At 39.4% G+C, this 16,655-nt stretch carries 15 protein-coding genes; 14 read left to right on the top strand and 1 reads right to left on the bottom strand.

What is annotated here, in order from left to right:
* Positions 1-2 precede the first annotated feature (2 nt).
* The 14 genes from CBF35_RS02035 to CBF35_RS01970 all read left to right on the top strand — a co-directional run bounded on the left by CBF35_RS02035 (position 3) and on the right by CBF35_RS01970 (position 16,441).
* The gene (locus CBF35_RS02035; protein ID WP_126778215.1) at positions 3-1,088 is read left to right on the top strand and encodes a carbamoyl phosphate synthase small subunit; all 1,086 of its coding nucleotides are present in this window, start codon (positions 3-5) and stop codon (positions 1,086-1,088) included.
* Positions 1,088-4,267 (top strand): carbamoyl-phosphate synthase large subunit, encoded by a 3,180-nt coding sequence (carB, locus tag CBF35_RS02030; RefSeq protein WP_126778214.1) that lies wholly within the window; start codon positions 1,088-1,090, stop codon positions 4,265-4,267. Before CBF35_RS02035 ends, carB begins: the two co-directional genes overlap by 1 nt.
* Positions 4,268-4,414: 147 nt before the next feature.
* Positions 4,415-5,188, top strand: a complete 774-nt coding sequence (locus CBF35_RS02025) for a dihydroorotate dehydrogenase electron transfer subunit (RefSeq protein WP_126778213.1) — start codon at positions 4,415-4,417, stop codon at positions 5,186-5,188.
* Positions 5,185-6,108, top strand: a complete 924-nt coding sequence (locus CBF35_RS02020) for a dihydroorotate dehydrogenase (protein WP_126778212.1) — start codon at positions 5,185-5,187, stop codon at positions 6,106-6,108. The genes CBF35_RS02025 and CBF35_RS02020 overlap by 4 nt, the downstream gene beginning before the upstream one ends.
* Position 6,109: 1 nt before the next feature.
* Positions 6,110-6,823 (top strand): orotidine-5'-phosphate decarboxylase, encoded by a 714-nt coding sequence (gene pyrF / locus CBF35_RS02015; RefSeq protein WP_126778211.1) that lies wholly within the window; start codon positions 6,110-6,112, stop codon positions 6,821-6,823.
* A 1-nt stretch (position 6,824) separates the two neighbouring features.
* Positions 6,825-7,457, top strand: coding sequence for an orotate phosphoribosyltransferase (gene pyrE, locus CBF35_RS02010; RefSeq protein WP_126778210.1), 633 nt, complete (start codon positions 6,825-6,827; stop codon positions 7,455-7,457).
* A gap of 22 nt (positions 7,458-7,479) precedes the next feature.
* Positions 7,480-8,175: a carbonic anhydrase family protein gene (locus CBF35_RS02005; protein WP_126778209.1), complete on the top strand. Its 696-nt coding sequence runs from the start codon at positions 7,480-7,482 to the stop codon at positions 8,173-8,175.
* An 89-nt stretch (positions 8,176-8,264) separates the two neighbouring features.
* The gene (locus CBF35_RS02000) at positions 8,265-9,236 is read left to right on the top strand and encodes a diaminopimelate dehydrogenase (RefSeq protein ID WP_126778208.1); all 972 of its coding nucleotides are present in this window, start codon (positions 8,265-8,267) and stop codon (positions 9,234-9,236) included.
* Between the two features lie 192 nt (positions 9,237-9,428).
* Positions 9,429-9,674 carry a hypothetical protein gene (locus tag CBF35_RS01995; protein WP_126778207.1) on the top strand — a complete coding sequence of 82 codons (246 nt, stop codon included), beginning with the start codon at positions 9,429-9,431 and terminating at the stop codon, positions 9,672-9,674.
* Positions 9,675-9,823: 149 nt separating this feature from the next.
* A complete protein-coding gene (locus CBF35_RS01990; protein ID WP_126778206.1) occupies positions 9,824-11,656 on the top strand; it encodes a cation:proton antiporter family protein in 1,833 nt (610 codons plus the stop codon).
* 237 nt (positions 11,657-11,893) lie between these two features.
* The gene (locus CBF35_RS01985) at positions 11,894-12,781 is read left to right on the top strand and encodes a phosphate ABC transporter substrate-binding protein PstS family protein (protein ID WP_126778205.1); all 888 of its coding nucleotides are present in this window, start codon (positions 11,894-11,896) and stop codon (positions 12,779-12,781) included.
* A 133-nt stretch (positions 12,782-12,914) separates the two neighbouring features.
* Positions 12,915-13,625 carry a response regulator transcription factor gene (locus CBF35_RS01980; protein ID WP_126778204.1) on the top strand — a complete coding sequence of 237 codons (711 nt, stop codon included), beginning with the start codon at positions 12,915-12,917 and terminating at the stop codon, positions 13,623-13,625.
* A 1-nt stretch (position 13,626) separates the two neighbouring features.
* A complete protein-coding gene (locus CBF35_RS01975; protein WP_126778203.1) occupies positions 13,627-15,387 on the top strand; it encodes a sensor histidine kinase in 1,761 nt (586 codons plus the stop codon).
* 127 nt (positions 15,388-15,514) lie between these two features.
* The gene (locus CBF35_RS01970; protein ID WP_126778202.1) at positions 15,515-16,441 is read left to right on the top strand and encodes a Gfo/Idh/MocA family protein; all 927 of its coding nucleotides are present in this window, start codon (positions 15,515-15,517) and stop codon (positions 16,439-16,441) included.
* Here CBF35_RS01970 and CBF35_RS01965 read toward each other — a convergent pair.
* Positions 16,431-16,616 carry a hypothetical protein gene (locus CBF35_RS01965; RefSeq protein ID WP_126778201.1) on the bottom strand — a complete coding sequence of 62 codons (186 nt, stop codon included), beginning with the start codon at positions 16,614-16,616 and terminating at the stop codon, positions 16,431-16,433. The genes CBF35_RS01970 and CBF35_RS01965 overlap by 11 nt on opposite strands.
* Between the last annotated feature and the right edge of the window lie 39 nt (positions 16,617-16,655).

Raw genomic sequence — 16,655 nt, 5'->3', positions numbered from 1 at the left:
AAATGAAACGATTATTAATACTAGAAGACGGTACTGTCTTTGAAGGCAAAGCTTTTGGAGCAGATAAAACAATTACGGGAGAAGTTGTTTTTACAACGGGGATGACCGGTTACCAAGAAACCATTACCGATCAAAGTTTCAACGGTCAAATCATCACTTTTACTTACCCAATGGTCGGTAATTACGGCATTAACCGAGATGATTTTGAATCAATTGAACCAACTTGTCAAGGAGTCATTGTCAAAGAACATGCTCGTCTAGCTTCAAACTGGCGGAGCCAAATGACTTTAGATCAATTTTTGAAAAGTAAAAACATTCCTGGCATCTCTGGTATTGATACACGCATGTTAACAAAAAAACTACGCTCAGCTGGTACGATGAAAGGCAGTTTTGTCGACGTCACAACGGATTTAGAACATGCCTTTGATCAATTGCGAGCTACCGTCTTACCGACGAATCAAGTCGAGCAAGTTTCAACGACGAAGGCTTACCCGAGTCCGGGAATTGGTCGCAATGTAGTAGTCGTGGACTTTGGTTTGAAACATAGTATTTTAAGAGAATTAAGTAAAAGAGAGTGTAACATTACAGTCCTACCATACAACACGAGTGCTGAAACGATTTTAAACTTACAACCAGACGGAGTGATGTTAAGTAATGGCCCTGGTAACCCAGAAGATGTGCCTGAAGCCATTGCAATGATTCAAGGGATTCAAGGGAAAGTACCGATTTTTGGGATTTGCTTAGGTCATCAATTATTCGCCTTAGCTAATGGGGCAGCGACTTATAAAATGCCTTTTGGTCACCGAGGGTTAAACCATCCCGTTCGCGAAATTGCCACTGGTCGAGTTGATTTCACTTCTCAAAACCACGGTTACGCTGTGGCGGAAGAGTCAATTGACAATGAGTTACTACTAGTTACCCATAAAGAAATTAACGATAACACAGTCGAAGGCTTAAGACATAAGAATTATCCAGCCTTTACCGTTCAGTTTCATCCAGATGCTGCCCCAGGTCCCCATGATGGTGTTCATTTGTTTGATGAATTCATGGACTTGATGGATGCTTGGACTGCTAAGGAGGAGAACTAATGACAAAACGCACTGACATTAAACGAATTATGGTAATTGGTTCAGGTCCAATCGTGATTGGCCAAGCCGCAGAATTTGATTACGCAGGAACTCAAGCCTGTCTAGCCTTACGTGAAGAAGGCTATGAAGTTATCTTAGTTAACTCAAATCCAGCAACGATCATGACGGATAAAGAAATTGCCGATAAAGTTTATATCGAACCGATTACGTTAGAATTTGTTTCACGAATTTTAAGAAAAGAAATGCCAGATGCGATTTTACCAACACTTGGGGGCCAAACAGGTTTAAATATGGCAATGGAATTATCCCAATCAGGAATTTTAGCAGAGTTAGACATTGAATTATTAGGAACTAAATTAAGTGCCATTGACCAAGCGGAAGATCGAGACTTATTCAAACAATTAATGGAAGAACTAGACCAACCGATTCCTGAAAGTGTGATTGTTAATAACGTTGAAGACGCAGTTACCTTTGCTGAAGAAATTGGCTTTCCAATCATCGTTCGACCAGCCTTTACTTTAGGGGGAACTGGTGGGGGCATGTGCGACACGATGGCAGAATTAATCGAGATTGCTAGTAATGGTTTAAAACTATCACCAGCTACCCAGTGTTTAATTGAAAAAAGTATTGCCGGCTACAAAGAAATCGAATACGAAGTCATGCGTGATTCAGCTGACAATGCGATTGTTGTTTGTAACATGGAAAACTTTGATCCTGTGGGAATTCATACTGGGGACTCAATCGTCTTTGCCCCTAGTCAAACTTTATCGGACATTGAAAATCAAATGTTACGAGATGCCTCACTAAAAATTATTCGCGCCTTAAAAATTGAAGGGGGCTGTAACGTCCAACTGGCACTAGACCCTCACAGTTTTAATTACTACGTGATTGAAGTGAATCCTCGAGTTAGTCGCTCCTCAGCATTAGCGAGTAAAGCCACAGGTTACCCAATTGCGAAGTTAGCAGCGAAGATTGCTGTTGGTTTAACTTTAGATGAAATGAAAAATCCAGTAACAGAAACCACTTACGCTGAATTTGAACCAACGTTAGATTACGTCGTCTCAAAAATTCCTCGTTGGGCTTTTGATAAATTTGAAAAAGGCGAACGTAAATTAGGAACCCAAATGAAAGCCACTGGGGAAGTCATGGCGATTGGTCGGAACATTGAAGAATCCCTCTTAAAAGCTGTGCGCTCGTTAGAAATTGGCGCTCATCATGTGGAGTTGAAAGAATTAAATAGCGTCTCAGAAGAAGTCTTAATGGAAAAAATCATTAAAGCTCAAGATGATCGCTTATTCTACTTAACAGAAGCTCTGCGTCGGGGCTATTCAATCATAGAATTAGCAGAGTTAACGAAAATTGACTTGCTCTTTTTAGATAAATTACTTCACATTATCGAATTAGAAACAGCTTTAGGGGAAAACATCAATGATCAAGAGATCTTAAAAGAAGCGAAAGAAAATGGCTTTACCGACAAAAAAGTTGCTGAACTGTGGGACCAAACAGAATTAGAAATTAGCCAGTTCCGTAAAGAAATTAAGTTACAACCAGTCTTTAAAATGGTCGACACTTGTGCGGCGGAGTTTGAATCAGCCACACCGTATTTTTATAGTACTTACGAGCAAGAAAATGAAAGTCTTCGAACTGACAAAGCCTCAGTCTTAGTTTTAGGTTCTGGGCCAATCAGAATTGGTCAAGGAGTTGAATTCGACTACGCGACAGTTCATTCTGTGAAAGCAATCCAAGAACTTGGCTATGAAGCGATTATTATGAACAGTAACCCAGAAACAGTCTCAACGGATTTTTCAGTCTCAGATAAACTTTACTTTGAACCTTTAACGTTAGAAGATGTAATGAACGTCATCGAGTTAGAGCAACCAATGGGAGTCATCGTTCAGTTCGGTGGTCAAACGGCGATTAACTTAGCAGAACCATTAACTAAACGAGGAGTCAAAATTATCGGGACAAGTATCGAAGACTTAGACCGGGCAGAAAACCGGGACTTATTCGAGCAAGCCTTAACGGAATTAAAGATTCCGATGCCGCCAGGGGATACCGCGACTAGTAAAGAAGAAGCTGTGCTAATTGCAGAAAAAATTGGCTATCCAGTCTTAGTGAGGCCTAGTTATGTTTTAGGTGGTCGTGCCATGGAGATTGTCGAAAACAAGGCAGATTTAGAAAGCTACATGGTTGAAGCAGTTAAAGCCTCTCCAGAACATCCAGTCTTAGTCGATAGTTACTTAGTTGGCTTAGAATGTGAAGTTGATGCGATTAGCGATGGCAGGGACGTCTTAATTCCGGGGATTATGGAGCATATTGAACGAGCTGGCGTCCATTCAGGTGATTCGATGGCAGTTTATCCACCACAACGTCTATCAGCGGAAATCCAAAGAACAATCGCTGATTACACGAAACGTCTCGCGATTGGTTTAAACTGTAAAGGGATGATGAATGTCCAATTCGTGATTAACAACAACACAGTCTATGTGATTGAAGTGAACCCGCGAGCTAGCCGAACGGTGCCTTTTTTAAGTAAAGTTACGGGGATTCCGATGTCACAAGTTGCTACGCAACTGATTTTAGGTAAAACTTTAAAAGAACTAGGTTACGAAGATGGGCTTTATCCAGAAGCTCAAGGGGTCCATGTGAAAGCCCCAGTTTTCTCCTTTGCTAAGCTCCAACAAGTTGACACTTACTTAGGGCCGGAAATGAAATCAACAGGGGAAGTTATGGGTTCTGATGTGAACTTAAACAAAGCCCTTTATAAAGCTTTTGAAGCTAGTGGTTTACATTTACCAACTTACGGTTCGGTCCTCTTCACTATTGCTGACGAAGCCAAAGATGAAGCCTTAGCTTTAGCCCGTCGCTTCAAAGCGATTGGTTACAGTTTAATTGCCACTGAAGGAACTGCAAAATTCTTAAATGAAAATGGCTTACAAGCTAAGTCAGTAGCGAAGATTGCTCACGAGAATGGTGAGACAGTCCTAGATGTGATTCGGCAAGGGGAAGCTCAAGTCGTTGTAAACACAATGGATAAAAAACGAGCAGTCGCTTCTGATGGCTTCTTAATTCGCCGAGAATCAGTGGAACATGGGATTCCTTTATTTACCTCATTAGACACAGCTAGTGCGATTTTATCAGTTTTAGAATCACAAGCCTTCCAAGTCAATCCGCTATAAAAGGTGTGATAAAGGTCGTTTAAAGCCAAAGACTTGGAAAGCAAGTAGGCTTTGCCCGTTAGAACCCGTCAAATCAAGGTGTGTTAAGGGCCTTTAAAGCCGGAGTTAAATAAGTATTTTAAAGAGTAAGAGAGGATGAGGACAATAATGAAACAAGAGATGATGACTGTTGTTAGTCAGAAGTTATTAGGACCGAAAATTTACGAACTAATTTTGCGAGGTGAATTAGTCAGAGAAATGGCGATTCCCGGTCAGTTCGTCCATATTAAAGTTCCTCGTGCTGATTTATTGTTACGTCGTCCGATCAGTTTAGCGAATATCGATGCTGATAACTTAGAATGTACGTTGATTTACCGAGTGGAAGGGGATGGCACTGAAAATATGAGCCAGCTCCGACCGGGAGAGTTACTAGATGTGATGGGGCCTTTAGGGAATGGCTTTCCAATTGAAGCTGTCCAAGCGGAGGAAGTCGTCTTTGTGATTGGTGGCGGAATTGGCGTGCCACCTCTTTATGAGTTATCCCAACAGCTCCAAAGAAAAGGGGCAAAAATCATTCAAATCTTTGGTTTCGCTAAAGCCGAAGTGATTTTTTACGCGGATAAATTTGCTGAATTAGGCGAGGTTCATATTTCAACTGATGATGGCAGTTACGGTACTCATGGTCATGCAGGTCTTTTACTAGACGACTTGCTAACAAAGTACCAGCCAGCCGCTGTTTACGCCTGTGGGTCAAATGGCTTACTGAAAGCTGTGGATCGGAACTTTGAAAATCACCCTAGGGCTTATATGTCTTTAGAAGCCCGGATGGCTTGTGGCATGGGAGCGTGTTACGCTTGTGTCTGTGATTTGAAAAAAGAAAAAGCATCGAAAAAAATCTGCGATGAAGGACCAATTTTCGCAACAGGGGAGGTCGTACTATGAGTAACAACCGTTTAGCTGTTAGTATTCCTGGCTTGGAGTTAAAAAACCCGATTATTCCTGCCAGTGGCTGTTTTAGCTTCGGGGAAGAATATAGCGAGTATTATGATTTAGGAAAATTAGGAGCGATTATGGTCAAGGCGACGACTGTTGAACCACGGGCCGGCAACCCAACGCCACGAGTAGCAGAAACGCCAAGTGGCATGCTTAATGCCATCGGTTTACAAAACCCTGGCTTAGAAGCAGTGATGTCTCAACGCTTACCTGCTTTAGAACGGTTTGACGTGCCAATTATTGCCAATGTAGCTGGCTCAACCTTAGAAGATTACGTAGAAGTTTGCGCTCGAATTGGCGATGCGCCCAATGTTCATGCCATTGAATTAAACATCTCTTGTCCTAATGTCAAAGAAGGTGGAATTGCCTTCGGAACTGACCCAGACGTAGCCTTTCGTTTAACACAAGCTGTTAAAAAAGTTGCAAAAGTCCCGGTTTACGTCAAACTATCACCAAATGTGACGAATATCGTCCCAATTGCCCAAGGAATTGAAGCTGGTGGAGCCGACGGCATAAGCATGATTAATACGTTACTTGGCATGCGAATCGATGTTAAAACTCGCAAACCAGTGCTGGCCAATCAAACTGGGGGACTGTCAGGTTCAGCGATTAAACCAGTTGCCATTCGCTTAATTCATCAAGTGTCTCATGCCATCGACTTACCAATTATCGGCATGGGTGGCGTCTACACCGTGGATGACGTCTTAGAGATGTACATGGCTGGTGCTAGTGCCGTTGCTGTTGGAACAGCCAATTTCACTGACCCGTACGTCTGTCCTAAGTTAGTTGAAGCCTTACCAGGGCGGATGGATGAGCTAGGAATTGAAAGTTTAGCCCAATTAATTAAAGAAGTTAGAGAGGCCCGTTAAAATGAATCGACCAATTATTGCTTTAGATTTTCCAAACAAAGAAAGTATTATCACCTTTTTTGCGCATTTTCCAGTAAATGAATCACTTTACGTCAAAGTCGGCATGGAATTATTTTATCAAGAAGGGCCGGCAATTGTTCAGTGGTTAAAATCTCTGGGCCATGATGTTTTTTTAGATTTGAAACTCCATGATATTCCCAACACAGTAGAAAGTGCGATGACCGGCATTGCTAAGCTTGGTGTCAGCTTAACGAATGTTCATGCGGCTGGTGGTCAGAAAATGATGAAGGCCGCCTTAAAAGGCTTAGAAGCAGGAACCAGGCTAGGCGAGGAACGACCTTTGTTAATCGCAGTGACTCAGTTAACTTCGACAGCTGAAAGTGAGATGCAAAAAGACCAGCTAATTCCAGTAAGCTTATTAGAAAGTGTGGTTCATTATGGGCAAATGACAGCTGCCAGCGGCTTAGATGGGGTGGTTTGTTCTGCTTTAGAAGTTCAAGCCATCAAAGCCGGAACTTCCCCAAACTTCGCTTGTTTAACGCCGGGAATTAGACCGACAGGTAGTGCCATCGGCGATCAGCAACGAATTGTGACGCCTGGCCAAGCCCGGGAAATCGGTTCAGACTATATTGTCGTTGGTCGACCGATTACCCAAGCGGTGAAGCCTTATGAAGCTTATCAAGAGATTAAAAATCAATGGAATGGAGACTATTAAAATGACTGAGTTAAGTAAAGAGATTGCGAAAGATTTATTAAAAATTGAGGCGGTAAGCTTAAAACCCCAAACTCCTTTTACTTGGGCCAGTGGGATTAAAAGCCCAATCTATTGTGATAATCGGGTGACAATGAGTTATCCGGAAGTTAGAAATAAAATCGCCGAAGGGCTAGCTGCTCAAATTAAAGAGCAGTTTCCTGAGGTTGAAGTTATTGCTGGAACAGCCACAGCGGGCATTCCTCATGCCGCTTGGGTAGCGACCATCCTTAATTTACCGATGGTCTACATTCGTGGAGCAGCTAAAAAACATGGCAAAGGCAACCAAATTGAAGGGCGGATTAGTGAAGGCCAAAAAATGGTCATTATTGAAGACTTAATTTCAACTGGTGGCAGTGTTCTAGAGGCAGCTGAAGCAGCTACTCGTGAGGGGGCAAATGTTCTAGGCGTTGCCGCAATCTTTACTTATGAATTACCAGTTGGTGTTGAGAACTTTACGAAAGCAGGGATAAAACTAGTAACTTTAACGAATTATTCCGTGTTAATTGCCGGAGCCTTAGAAATTGACTACATCAAAGGTGATGATGTAAAATTACTTGAAGAGTGGAAAGAAAATCCCTCTAAATGGCAAAATTAAGTTGATTTAAGGAGGGGTTCCAGTGGGAGTTAAAAGAATCTATGCAGAAGGTGTCAAGAAACATTCATTAGGTCAACAAGTTGTTTGTTGTGACCTACTACCTGATGCCGGGTTGTATCATTATCAATCACCAGTTGATTTTAGTACACTTCCCAAGGTCCAAACTGATAGTTCATTAGCTTTGACTTTTGATTATCAGAAACAAGTGTTTGAGCAAGCAATCTTTGCTAATGCCTTTCATTTAGTACCGAAAGAAAAGAAAAGTCGGTTATCTTTTGAAGAAGATTTCTGGTTAATTGATATTCACGTCCATTTTCCAAGTGAGCATATGTTTGATAATCGCCATACGGAATTTGAGTTTCATTTTGTTCATGAAAATGCTGAGGGCAATAAATTAGTAGTGGCGTTGTTATTTGATTTAACTGATGAGAAATTTTTAGTTAAAAATGAGTTACGACGTTTTGCGATCATGTCAGAATTTAGTGCTAAAGCAGATATGTTTTTCAACCCGGTAAAATATTTACCGAAAGAAAAAACCTTTTATCACTTTATAGGCTCTTTAACGACACCCCCATTTAACGGACCAGTCTTATGGTTTGTGATGGATACTGTCCAATTAGCCAATCGTGAAATCGTTGAAAAGGCAAAAAAAGAAATACCTGTCAATAATAATCGGCCGGTTTATCCTTTAAAAGATCGGACCATTTGGCATAATTAAATAAGTGACTGTTTCCAAGGCTTAAAATGGAAATAGTCTTTTTTTTTTGTTATACTTTTCATAATCCAAATGAAGGAAGTGGTTTATTAATGATTAATATAGCGATTATTGGATACGGGAATCTTGGTCGTGGTGTGGAACAAGCAATTAAACAACAAACAGACATGACTTTAGTTGGTGTCTTTACACGTCGGGATCCACAGACAATTCAAACTGAAGGGGCACCGGCCTTTACGTTAGAGGAAGCTTTAAAACGAAAAAATGAGATTGATGTTTGTATTTTATGTGGTGGCTCAGCTACAGATTTGCCTGAGCAAACACCAGCCTTTACCGCTCACTTTAATACTGTCGATAGTTTTGATACCCATGCTGAAATACCTAATCATTTTAAGCGGGTAGATGAGATTGCTCAAGCGAATGGCACTGTCTCGGTTATTTCTTCTGGTTGGGACCCCGGACTATTTAGTTTAAATCGTCTTTACGCCCAAGCCATCTTGCCACAAGGGGAAACCCAGACATTTTGGGGTAAAGGAGTGAGTCAAGGTCATTCTGATGCTTTACGACGGATTGAAGGAATTAGCGATGCAACGCAATACACGATTCCGAATGAAGACATAATTGCCAGACTTCGTAACGGGGAGAAACTTGAGTTAACGACTCGAGACAAACATTTACGTCAATGTTTTATCGTTTTAACTGAAGGGGCCGACGCTGAAGGCATTACTGAGACGATTAAAACAATGCCTAACTACTTTGCTGATTATGACACAGAAGTTACTATCATTAGTCAAGAAGAACTGAACTTACACCATAAAGGCATGCCTCATGGCGGCACGGTGTTGCATACTGGGGTCACAAATGGTTCAACGAAACAAGTCATTGAGTACCGTTTAGCTTTAGAACACAATGCTGAATTTACGGCTAGTGTCTTAGTCGCTTACGCTAGGGCAGCGGCTCGCTTAAGTTCTGAAGGTCACCAAGGAGCTTATACGGTCTTTGATATTGCACCGAAGTACTTATCTGCGGCATCAGTCGAAAGTTTACGGAAAGAATTACTTTAAAAGCCTCATTAAAATAATTAGCTTAAAAACTTCATCAGAAATGGTGAAGTTTTTTGTTGGCAATTAATAAGTTGATGTTACTTACAAGAATGTAAGTAAAGTTTATTAGGTAAGTCATTGTTTGCATAATTAATCTGTTTTATACTTTACGTATAGTTGTAATAGCAAAACAAGGTAGAAAGGATGGTTGTGATGGAGATAGCCCACAATTGGCAAATTTTTGGTGAGGATCAGTTTAAAATTAAAGTATTCACTAACATTGAAAATGTGGATGAGTATGTCATAAGAGATCAAGATGATACAGGAGCCTTATTCTCGATGATTATTTCAAGTAATACGATTGAGATACAAGAGATGTCTTGGGCCGTATCGTTGAAAATCGATTGGGAAAATAAAACGATTTATTTAAAAGACAGTGAAGAGAAAAGCAATAGCTAAGAAGGGCCTCAGTCTTTAATCGTAAAATAGTAAGTCAATATTGATTAAATAATTGACAAAAAAGTCTGATTAGCGTAATTTGTACTATAAGATCGTCGTTTATTTAAATGACGTTTCTTAGTATCAAATAACTGTTGTAGGAGGAAAAGATGGAAAAATTATCATTAGTTATTGTTTTATTAGCAGCTTTAATGATCCCCTTATTAATGGGCCGCTTTAAAGTGAATGTCTTTCCTTCGATTGTTGCTGAAATTCTAGTTGGTATTTTATTAGGACGAAGTGTTTTAGGCATTGTCGAAGTCGATCAGTATTTAGAAATATTTTCTTCATTAGGTGTGGTGTTCTTAGTCTTCCTAAGTGGGATGGAAATTGATTTCACTTTATTTAAAGGAAAGAAAGCCAGTAGTCAAACACCTCAAAATGAGCCTAATCCATTACAACTGGCGGTTTATTCTTATGTCTCAATGCTCTTAGTTTCATTAGCCGTCAGCTTATTTTTCCACTTTAGCGGGTTATTTACTGATTATTGGCTCTTATTCATTATCTTCAGTTCAATCGCATTAGGGATTGTCATAGCCTCATTAAAAGAACGGGAACTATTAAGTAAACCCTTTGGCCAAACAGTCCTCCTAATTGCCGTGTTAGGAGAAATCACCCCCTTAGTCTTATTAACAGTTTATTCTTCTGTGTTCGGCTCAGGTGATAGTAACTTATGGATGATTTTATTAATTTTAGGCGCGGCAGCTTTGTTATTACGTTTCAAAAAAGTCTATGTCTTCTTTGAGAAAATTGATAAAGTAACGACTCAATTAGACATTCGTTTAGCGTTCTTCATTATTTTCACTTTAGTGATGGTAGCTGAAGGGACGGGGGCTGAAAGTGTCTTAGGGGCATTCTTAGCTGGGATCGTCATGAAACTCTTGAAACCACGGGAGGACACTGTTGAAAAACTTGATTCTTTCGGTTATGGCTTCTTTATTCCGATTTACTTTTTAGTGACAGGGATTAATTTAGATTTATCAGCGATTTTTCAAGACAGTAAAACCTTACTGTTAATTCCCTTATTCTTTATGGCCTTCTTTGTTACCCGAATCTTAGTTTTTCCGATTTTGAATCGTCAATTTAAAACTAAAAATGCTTGGGCAGGGACTTTTTTATCAGCGACAACGTTAACGTTAATTTTACCAATTTTAGAAGTTGCTGAAGAAATCGGCACGGTTAATGACAATCAAAAAGGGGCCTTGATTTTATCAGCAGTCTTAACCTGTGTTTTATTTCCTTTACTGTATAATAAGTTGTATGTTAAAGAGGAAGAACACATTACCCCAATTTTAGTGAACATTATTGGGGCTAATCCCTTAACTGTGTCGATTGCCAATCAGTTAAAGAAAAAAGATTACGATGTGACCTTATTTACGGACAACATTGAAAATTATCAAACTTTTGAAAGTGATAGTGATTTAGTCTTATTAGATGACTTAGGCAGTGATTTCGGGCAAATCGAGAACTTTAACTCGCCAGACATCTTAGTCATTAATCATCAAGATAAAGGCTTACAACATGAGCTAGCGATTAAAGGCAAAGCTTATGGAATTGAACGAGTGCTAGTCCATTTTGATACAAATAATATTTTAGAAGACAATTATCCAGAGTTAAAAGCAGCGGCTGTTGAAATCTTTAGTACGTTTGACGCCCAAGCTAGTTTACTCCGGGCAATGATTGAAACACCGTCGATTATTAAGATTATTGACGATACTGAAACCGGTCTTTATGAAGCAACTGTTAATAATAGTCGCTTTACAGGCCAAGCAATTAAGAACTTACCGTTTGTTCAAGCGATAACTATTAGTAAAATTCGCCGTGGGGAAGAATTAATTACCCCACATGGTAATACGATGATTGAACTTGGGGATCACTTAATTTTCACAGGTAATAAAGCCGATATTGGCGAAGTTAAACGAGAACTTGAATTAAAAAATTAACAATTAATCAAATAACTTATTAGACAGGAGGCGTTGATTTAATCAGCGACCTCCTTTTTAGTTCCTTAAAATTAGCTTAAAAGTCAGTTGTTTCGGGAAATATCTCTCAATTTGTCATAAATTAAACTAACTTTACCTAAATTTTACAATTAAGCTTACATAATTTTTACATGACCTTGATATTCTAGAGATGTTCCAGAGATAGCAAAATAATTTTAAAGATAAAGGGAGATAATCATGAAAAAAATTGGCTTAACTGTTCTTTTAAGTGGACTATTAGTAGTAGCAACAGCTTGCGGGTCACCAAGCGTAGAAACAGATTCATCAAAAGGAGGGGCTGCTTCAACTAAAAAAGTCGAAATTACTGCAGTTGGTTCCACAGCGTTACAACCTTTAGTCGAGAACATCGCTGAAATTTATCAAACAGACAATCCGAATTATTCCATTGAAGTTCAAGGTGGCGGAAGTGGTACTGGTTTAAGTCAAGTTGCTAACGGTGCCGTTGAAATTGGTAACTCAGATATTTATGCAGAAGAAAAAGACGGCATTGATGCTAGTAAGTTAACAGATCATCAAATCGCCGTTGTTGGAATGGGACCAGTTGTTAATAAAGAAGTCGGCGTGACGGACATTACTTCCGCGCAACTGCTAGACATCTTTACTGGTAAAGTTAAGAACTGGCAAGAAGTTGGCGGCAAAGATCAAGAGATCCTAGTTGTTAACCGAGCAGCAGGAAGTGGCTCACGAGCAACGTTTGAACAATGGGGATTGAAAGGCGAAGCAGCCATGCAATCACAAGAACAAGATTCATCAGGAACGGTCCGTAAAATAGTTGCTGAAACACCAGGAGCGATTAGTTACTTATCATTCTCATACATTGATGATAGTTTACTAGGGTTGTCATTAGATGGTGTGGAGCCAACTTCTGAGAATGTCACAACAAATGATTGGAAAATCTGGGCTTACGAACATATGTATACTGCTAAAGATGCACCAAAAGAAGTCACGGCTTTTATTGATTACATTTTAACTGATGACGTCCAAAAGAATGTTGTTGAGAAATTAAACTACATTCCAATTACCTCAATGAAGATCGAAAGAAGCTTAGACGGCACAGTTAAATAGAAACGTTTCGAGAAGGTTTTAGCCCCACCTATGTTATAATCAAGTCATTAATAATCAATAAAACTAGCTAATTGCTGATAAACTATATCACTAGTAACGAAGGGTTACTTGATGATGAAAGGATAAACCTTCTATGAAACATGTCTTAGTTGTTGACGATGAACCTTCAATCACTACTTTATTGAAGTATAATTTAGAAAAAGAAGGCTTAACAGTCACTGTCGCCCACGATGGCGAAGAAGCTGTTAGTCAAGCCAGTCAAACTAATTTTGACTTTATTGTCTTAGATTTAATGTTACCGAAACTTGATGGTTTTGAAGTCACTAAAAAATTACGGCAGATGCAAATTGATACGCCAATCTTGATGCTGACAGCCAAAGATGAAGTGATTGATAAAATTATTGGTCTCGAAATAGGCGCTGATGATTATTTAACGAAACCTTTTAGTCCCAGAGAATTACTAGCAAGAATGCGGGCTGTTCATCGCCGGATGACTACGACAGCCGGCGCTTCCCCCCAAGGGCCAGTTGAAGCAGTCGCGAAAATTGAAGTAGGCTTACTTGCTGCTTACCCAAATGACTACCAAGTCAATAAAGACGGTCAGGAAATTACGTTGACGAAAAAAGAATTTGAACTCCTTGTGTATTTTATGGAGCGAAAAAATCGCGTCATTGATCGTGACACGTTGATTCAAGGAGTCTGGCAAGAAGAACTGTACAACAATTCGCGAACAGTTGACATTCACGTTAGCCATCTTAGAGACAAAATTGAAGATGATCCTAAAAACCCTAATTATTTAATTACAATTAGAGGGTTTGGTTATAAATTTCAGGAGCCTAAATAAGATGAATAAACAACAAAACATCAAAAAAATTATGATAGTGGTTAGTTTTATTGTCCTCTGCGTTGCAGGGGCAATATTTACTAATCGTTTTTTTAATCGAGAAATTATTCAACAACAAGAGACGAAGCTGGCGCAAGAAATTGATTTAATGATTTCTGTCATTAAAAAAGAAAAACGCAAAGTAACTGAGTATCATAATACGACAGAGTTAGACTACTTAGTCAATGACGGGGAACGTTTAACTTTATTAGATCAAGATGGAGTGATTTTGTATGATTCATCCCATGATAAAGAAGCAATCGGTAAACGGGATCAACGACCCGAAGTGACCCATGTCTTAAAAGGCGAGGCGTCAATCGGGACAGCTTTACGAGAAAGTCACACGTTAAATGAAAAGTTACTTTATGTGGCGAAACCTTTAATAATTGATAATCAATTAGTCGGAGTGATGCGTTTATCTGAAAAGTACACGGGTTTTTCTAATAGTATTATTCGTTTTCAACGAATAGTGACTTTCGCCTTAATTGGCCTAGTCTCAATTATTTTAGGGCTAATTTTTTACTTTTTTAAGCAAGCCAATGAACCGTTAAAATTCATGTTGCCAGCCCTCCAAGCGGCGATTAATCACCCAGAAAAAATGTCGGAAATCGACACAACCTCAGTGGAATGGAATCAATTGTATCAGTCTGTTAATCAACTGATGCGGGAAACGAATCAACTCTATTACCAACAGTTATTTAACGAAGAAAAGCTACAGTTTCTATTAGAAAGCTTGACGATCGGAGTATTTATTATGAATGAAGAAGGTCACATTCTTTCAGCGAATCCCGTCATGTCTGATTTGTTCGAACCTAAAATCGGGGCGGAAACTTACCAAGAATGGTTTTTAGAGCGGGATATTAAAGAGTTAATTGCAGAGATTTTAAGGAATGGACAAGAAATCCAAGCTGAAGTCAAGCTCCTAGAGCCAAGTGAAAAAGACTTGAAACTTGTCTTGCGAAAACTAGAACCAGGGAATCAGCAAGCACCGGAGTATGTTGGTGTGCTTTACGATATTACTGATATTCGCAAACTCGAATTAATCCATCAAGATTTTATTAGTAATATCTCTCATGAACTAAAAACACCGACAACATCAATTATGGGCTTTGCAGAAACTTTATTAGATGGTGCTTTAGGGGATCAAACCGTCGCAACAGAGTTTGTTGAAATCATTGAATTAGAAGCCAATCGTTTGTACGCCTTAATTCAAAATATTTTACTTTTACTGCGGACAGAGACGAGTGAAGGGAAAGCCGATATTATGTCAGTGCCTCCTGTCAGTGTTATCGAAGAGGAGCTGCAACGCTATCAGCCCCAAATGACAAGTAAGAACTTAAAAGTGACCGTTAGTTATGACGACTTAGGCGAAGTTAGTTTGCCTGTCGATTATTTTCAACCGATTGTCAAAAATTTAATTGAGAATGCTGTTGCTTATACTGGCGAGGAAGGTCAACTACACGTATCTTTAAAACGTCGAGGGGGTGAACTACTCTTTACGATTGTTGATACTGGTGTTGGTATTTCGGAAAGTGATCAAGAGAGAATCTTTGAGCGCTTTTACCGGGTCAGTAAATCCCGGCAACGAAATGTTGGCGGCTCTGGCTTAGGCTTATCAATTGTTAGTCATTACACCCAACTATTACATGGTAAGCTGACTTTAGAAAGTCAATTACAAAGTGGAACCCGTGTCTCCGTCTTGATTCCAATTCAAGAAAGTTAAAGTAGTCCGTTGACTGATGTCAGCGGACGCTTTTTTGTAAGCTGGTCAGCCCTAAAACATGCTTGAATCTCAGTTCTAAGGTACAATAAGAGAGTCAAAGTTTTATTTAAAGAAAGAAGGCTGTTCAATGAAAATCGGAGTTATGGGATTAGGAAATATTGCCCAAAAGGCTTATATACCAGTGATGAATGAGTTAAGAAGTGAGGTTGAGTGGCACTTTTATTCCCGTCAAGCAAACAAAGTGGCTGAATTAGGAAAAAACTTTAATTGGGAATTCACTTATTCTAATTGGGAGGGTTTTCTCGCTAGTGGTCTTGATGCTTGTTTTATTCACACGCCAACAGCAACTCACGGCAAATTGATTCGAGAGTTGTTATTAGCCGGTATTCACGTCTTTGTTGATAAGCCTGTCAGTGATGATTTTCAAGAAGTTAGTGAGCTCCATGAACTAGCAAGTAGCAAAAACTTAATTTTAATGACGGGCTTTAACCGCCGTTTTGCACCAATGAACCAACAATTAAAAAATGTTCCTGGGAAAAATTTAATTATTGCGCAAAAAAATCGGCTGGCAACGAAAGCCCCTGTAAAATTCGAAATATTTGATATGTTGATTCACGTTGTCGATACGACCTTATATCTCCTTGATGAAGGAGAAATCACTTCAGTCAGCTACTCCCTTCATGCCAATCAAACCGGGCATTTACGCAGAGGGATGATTACTTTTGAAACAGCTGAAACGACAGCAATTGCTAGTATCAACATGGAAGCTGGGGCCCACACTGAAACGGTGGAAGTTCAAGCTTTAGCAGGGACTTACTTAGTTGAAAACTTAGATACCTTAACTAAAAAAGAGCAAGGTGTCAATACAATCGAAAGTTTTAGTGATTGGGAAAACACTTTGACTAAAAGAGGCTTTAAAGACTTGATTTTAGGGTTTATCGAAGCAGTAGAAACTAAAACGGAATCTGACATTAATTCAAGTCATAGCTCCTTAATGACTCATTATTATATTGATCAATTGTATCAATATTATTTGAGCCAACCTACTGAATAGTAGGTTTTAAACGTTGAAAATACTTATCCATGGTTTCAGGTGAAATGTTGTCAGTTTGTCCTTGTTGCCACTGACTTAAAGCAAAAATCGTGGCCACTGTTTGTTGGACTAACAAACTAGTCGGCAGCTCATCTAGCTCCAATTTTTGGTAGTAGTCGTAAAAGTCGGCTGCCATTGATTGAGAGCTTTTTTCTTGTAATAATTGCTGAAACAC

This window comes from Vagococcus salmoninarum (assembly GCF_003987495.1).
Classification (GTDB): Bacteria; Bacillota; Bacilli; order Lactobacillales; family Vagococcaceae; genus Vagococcus_D; species Vagococcus_D salmoninarum.
The sequence above is the reverse complement of the archived record's forward strand: the minus strand, read 5'-3'. Positions and strand labels throughout refer to the sequence as shown.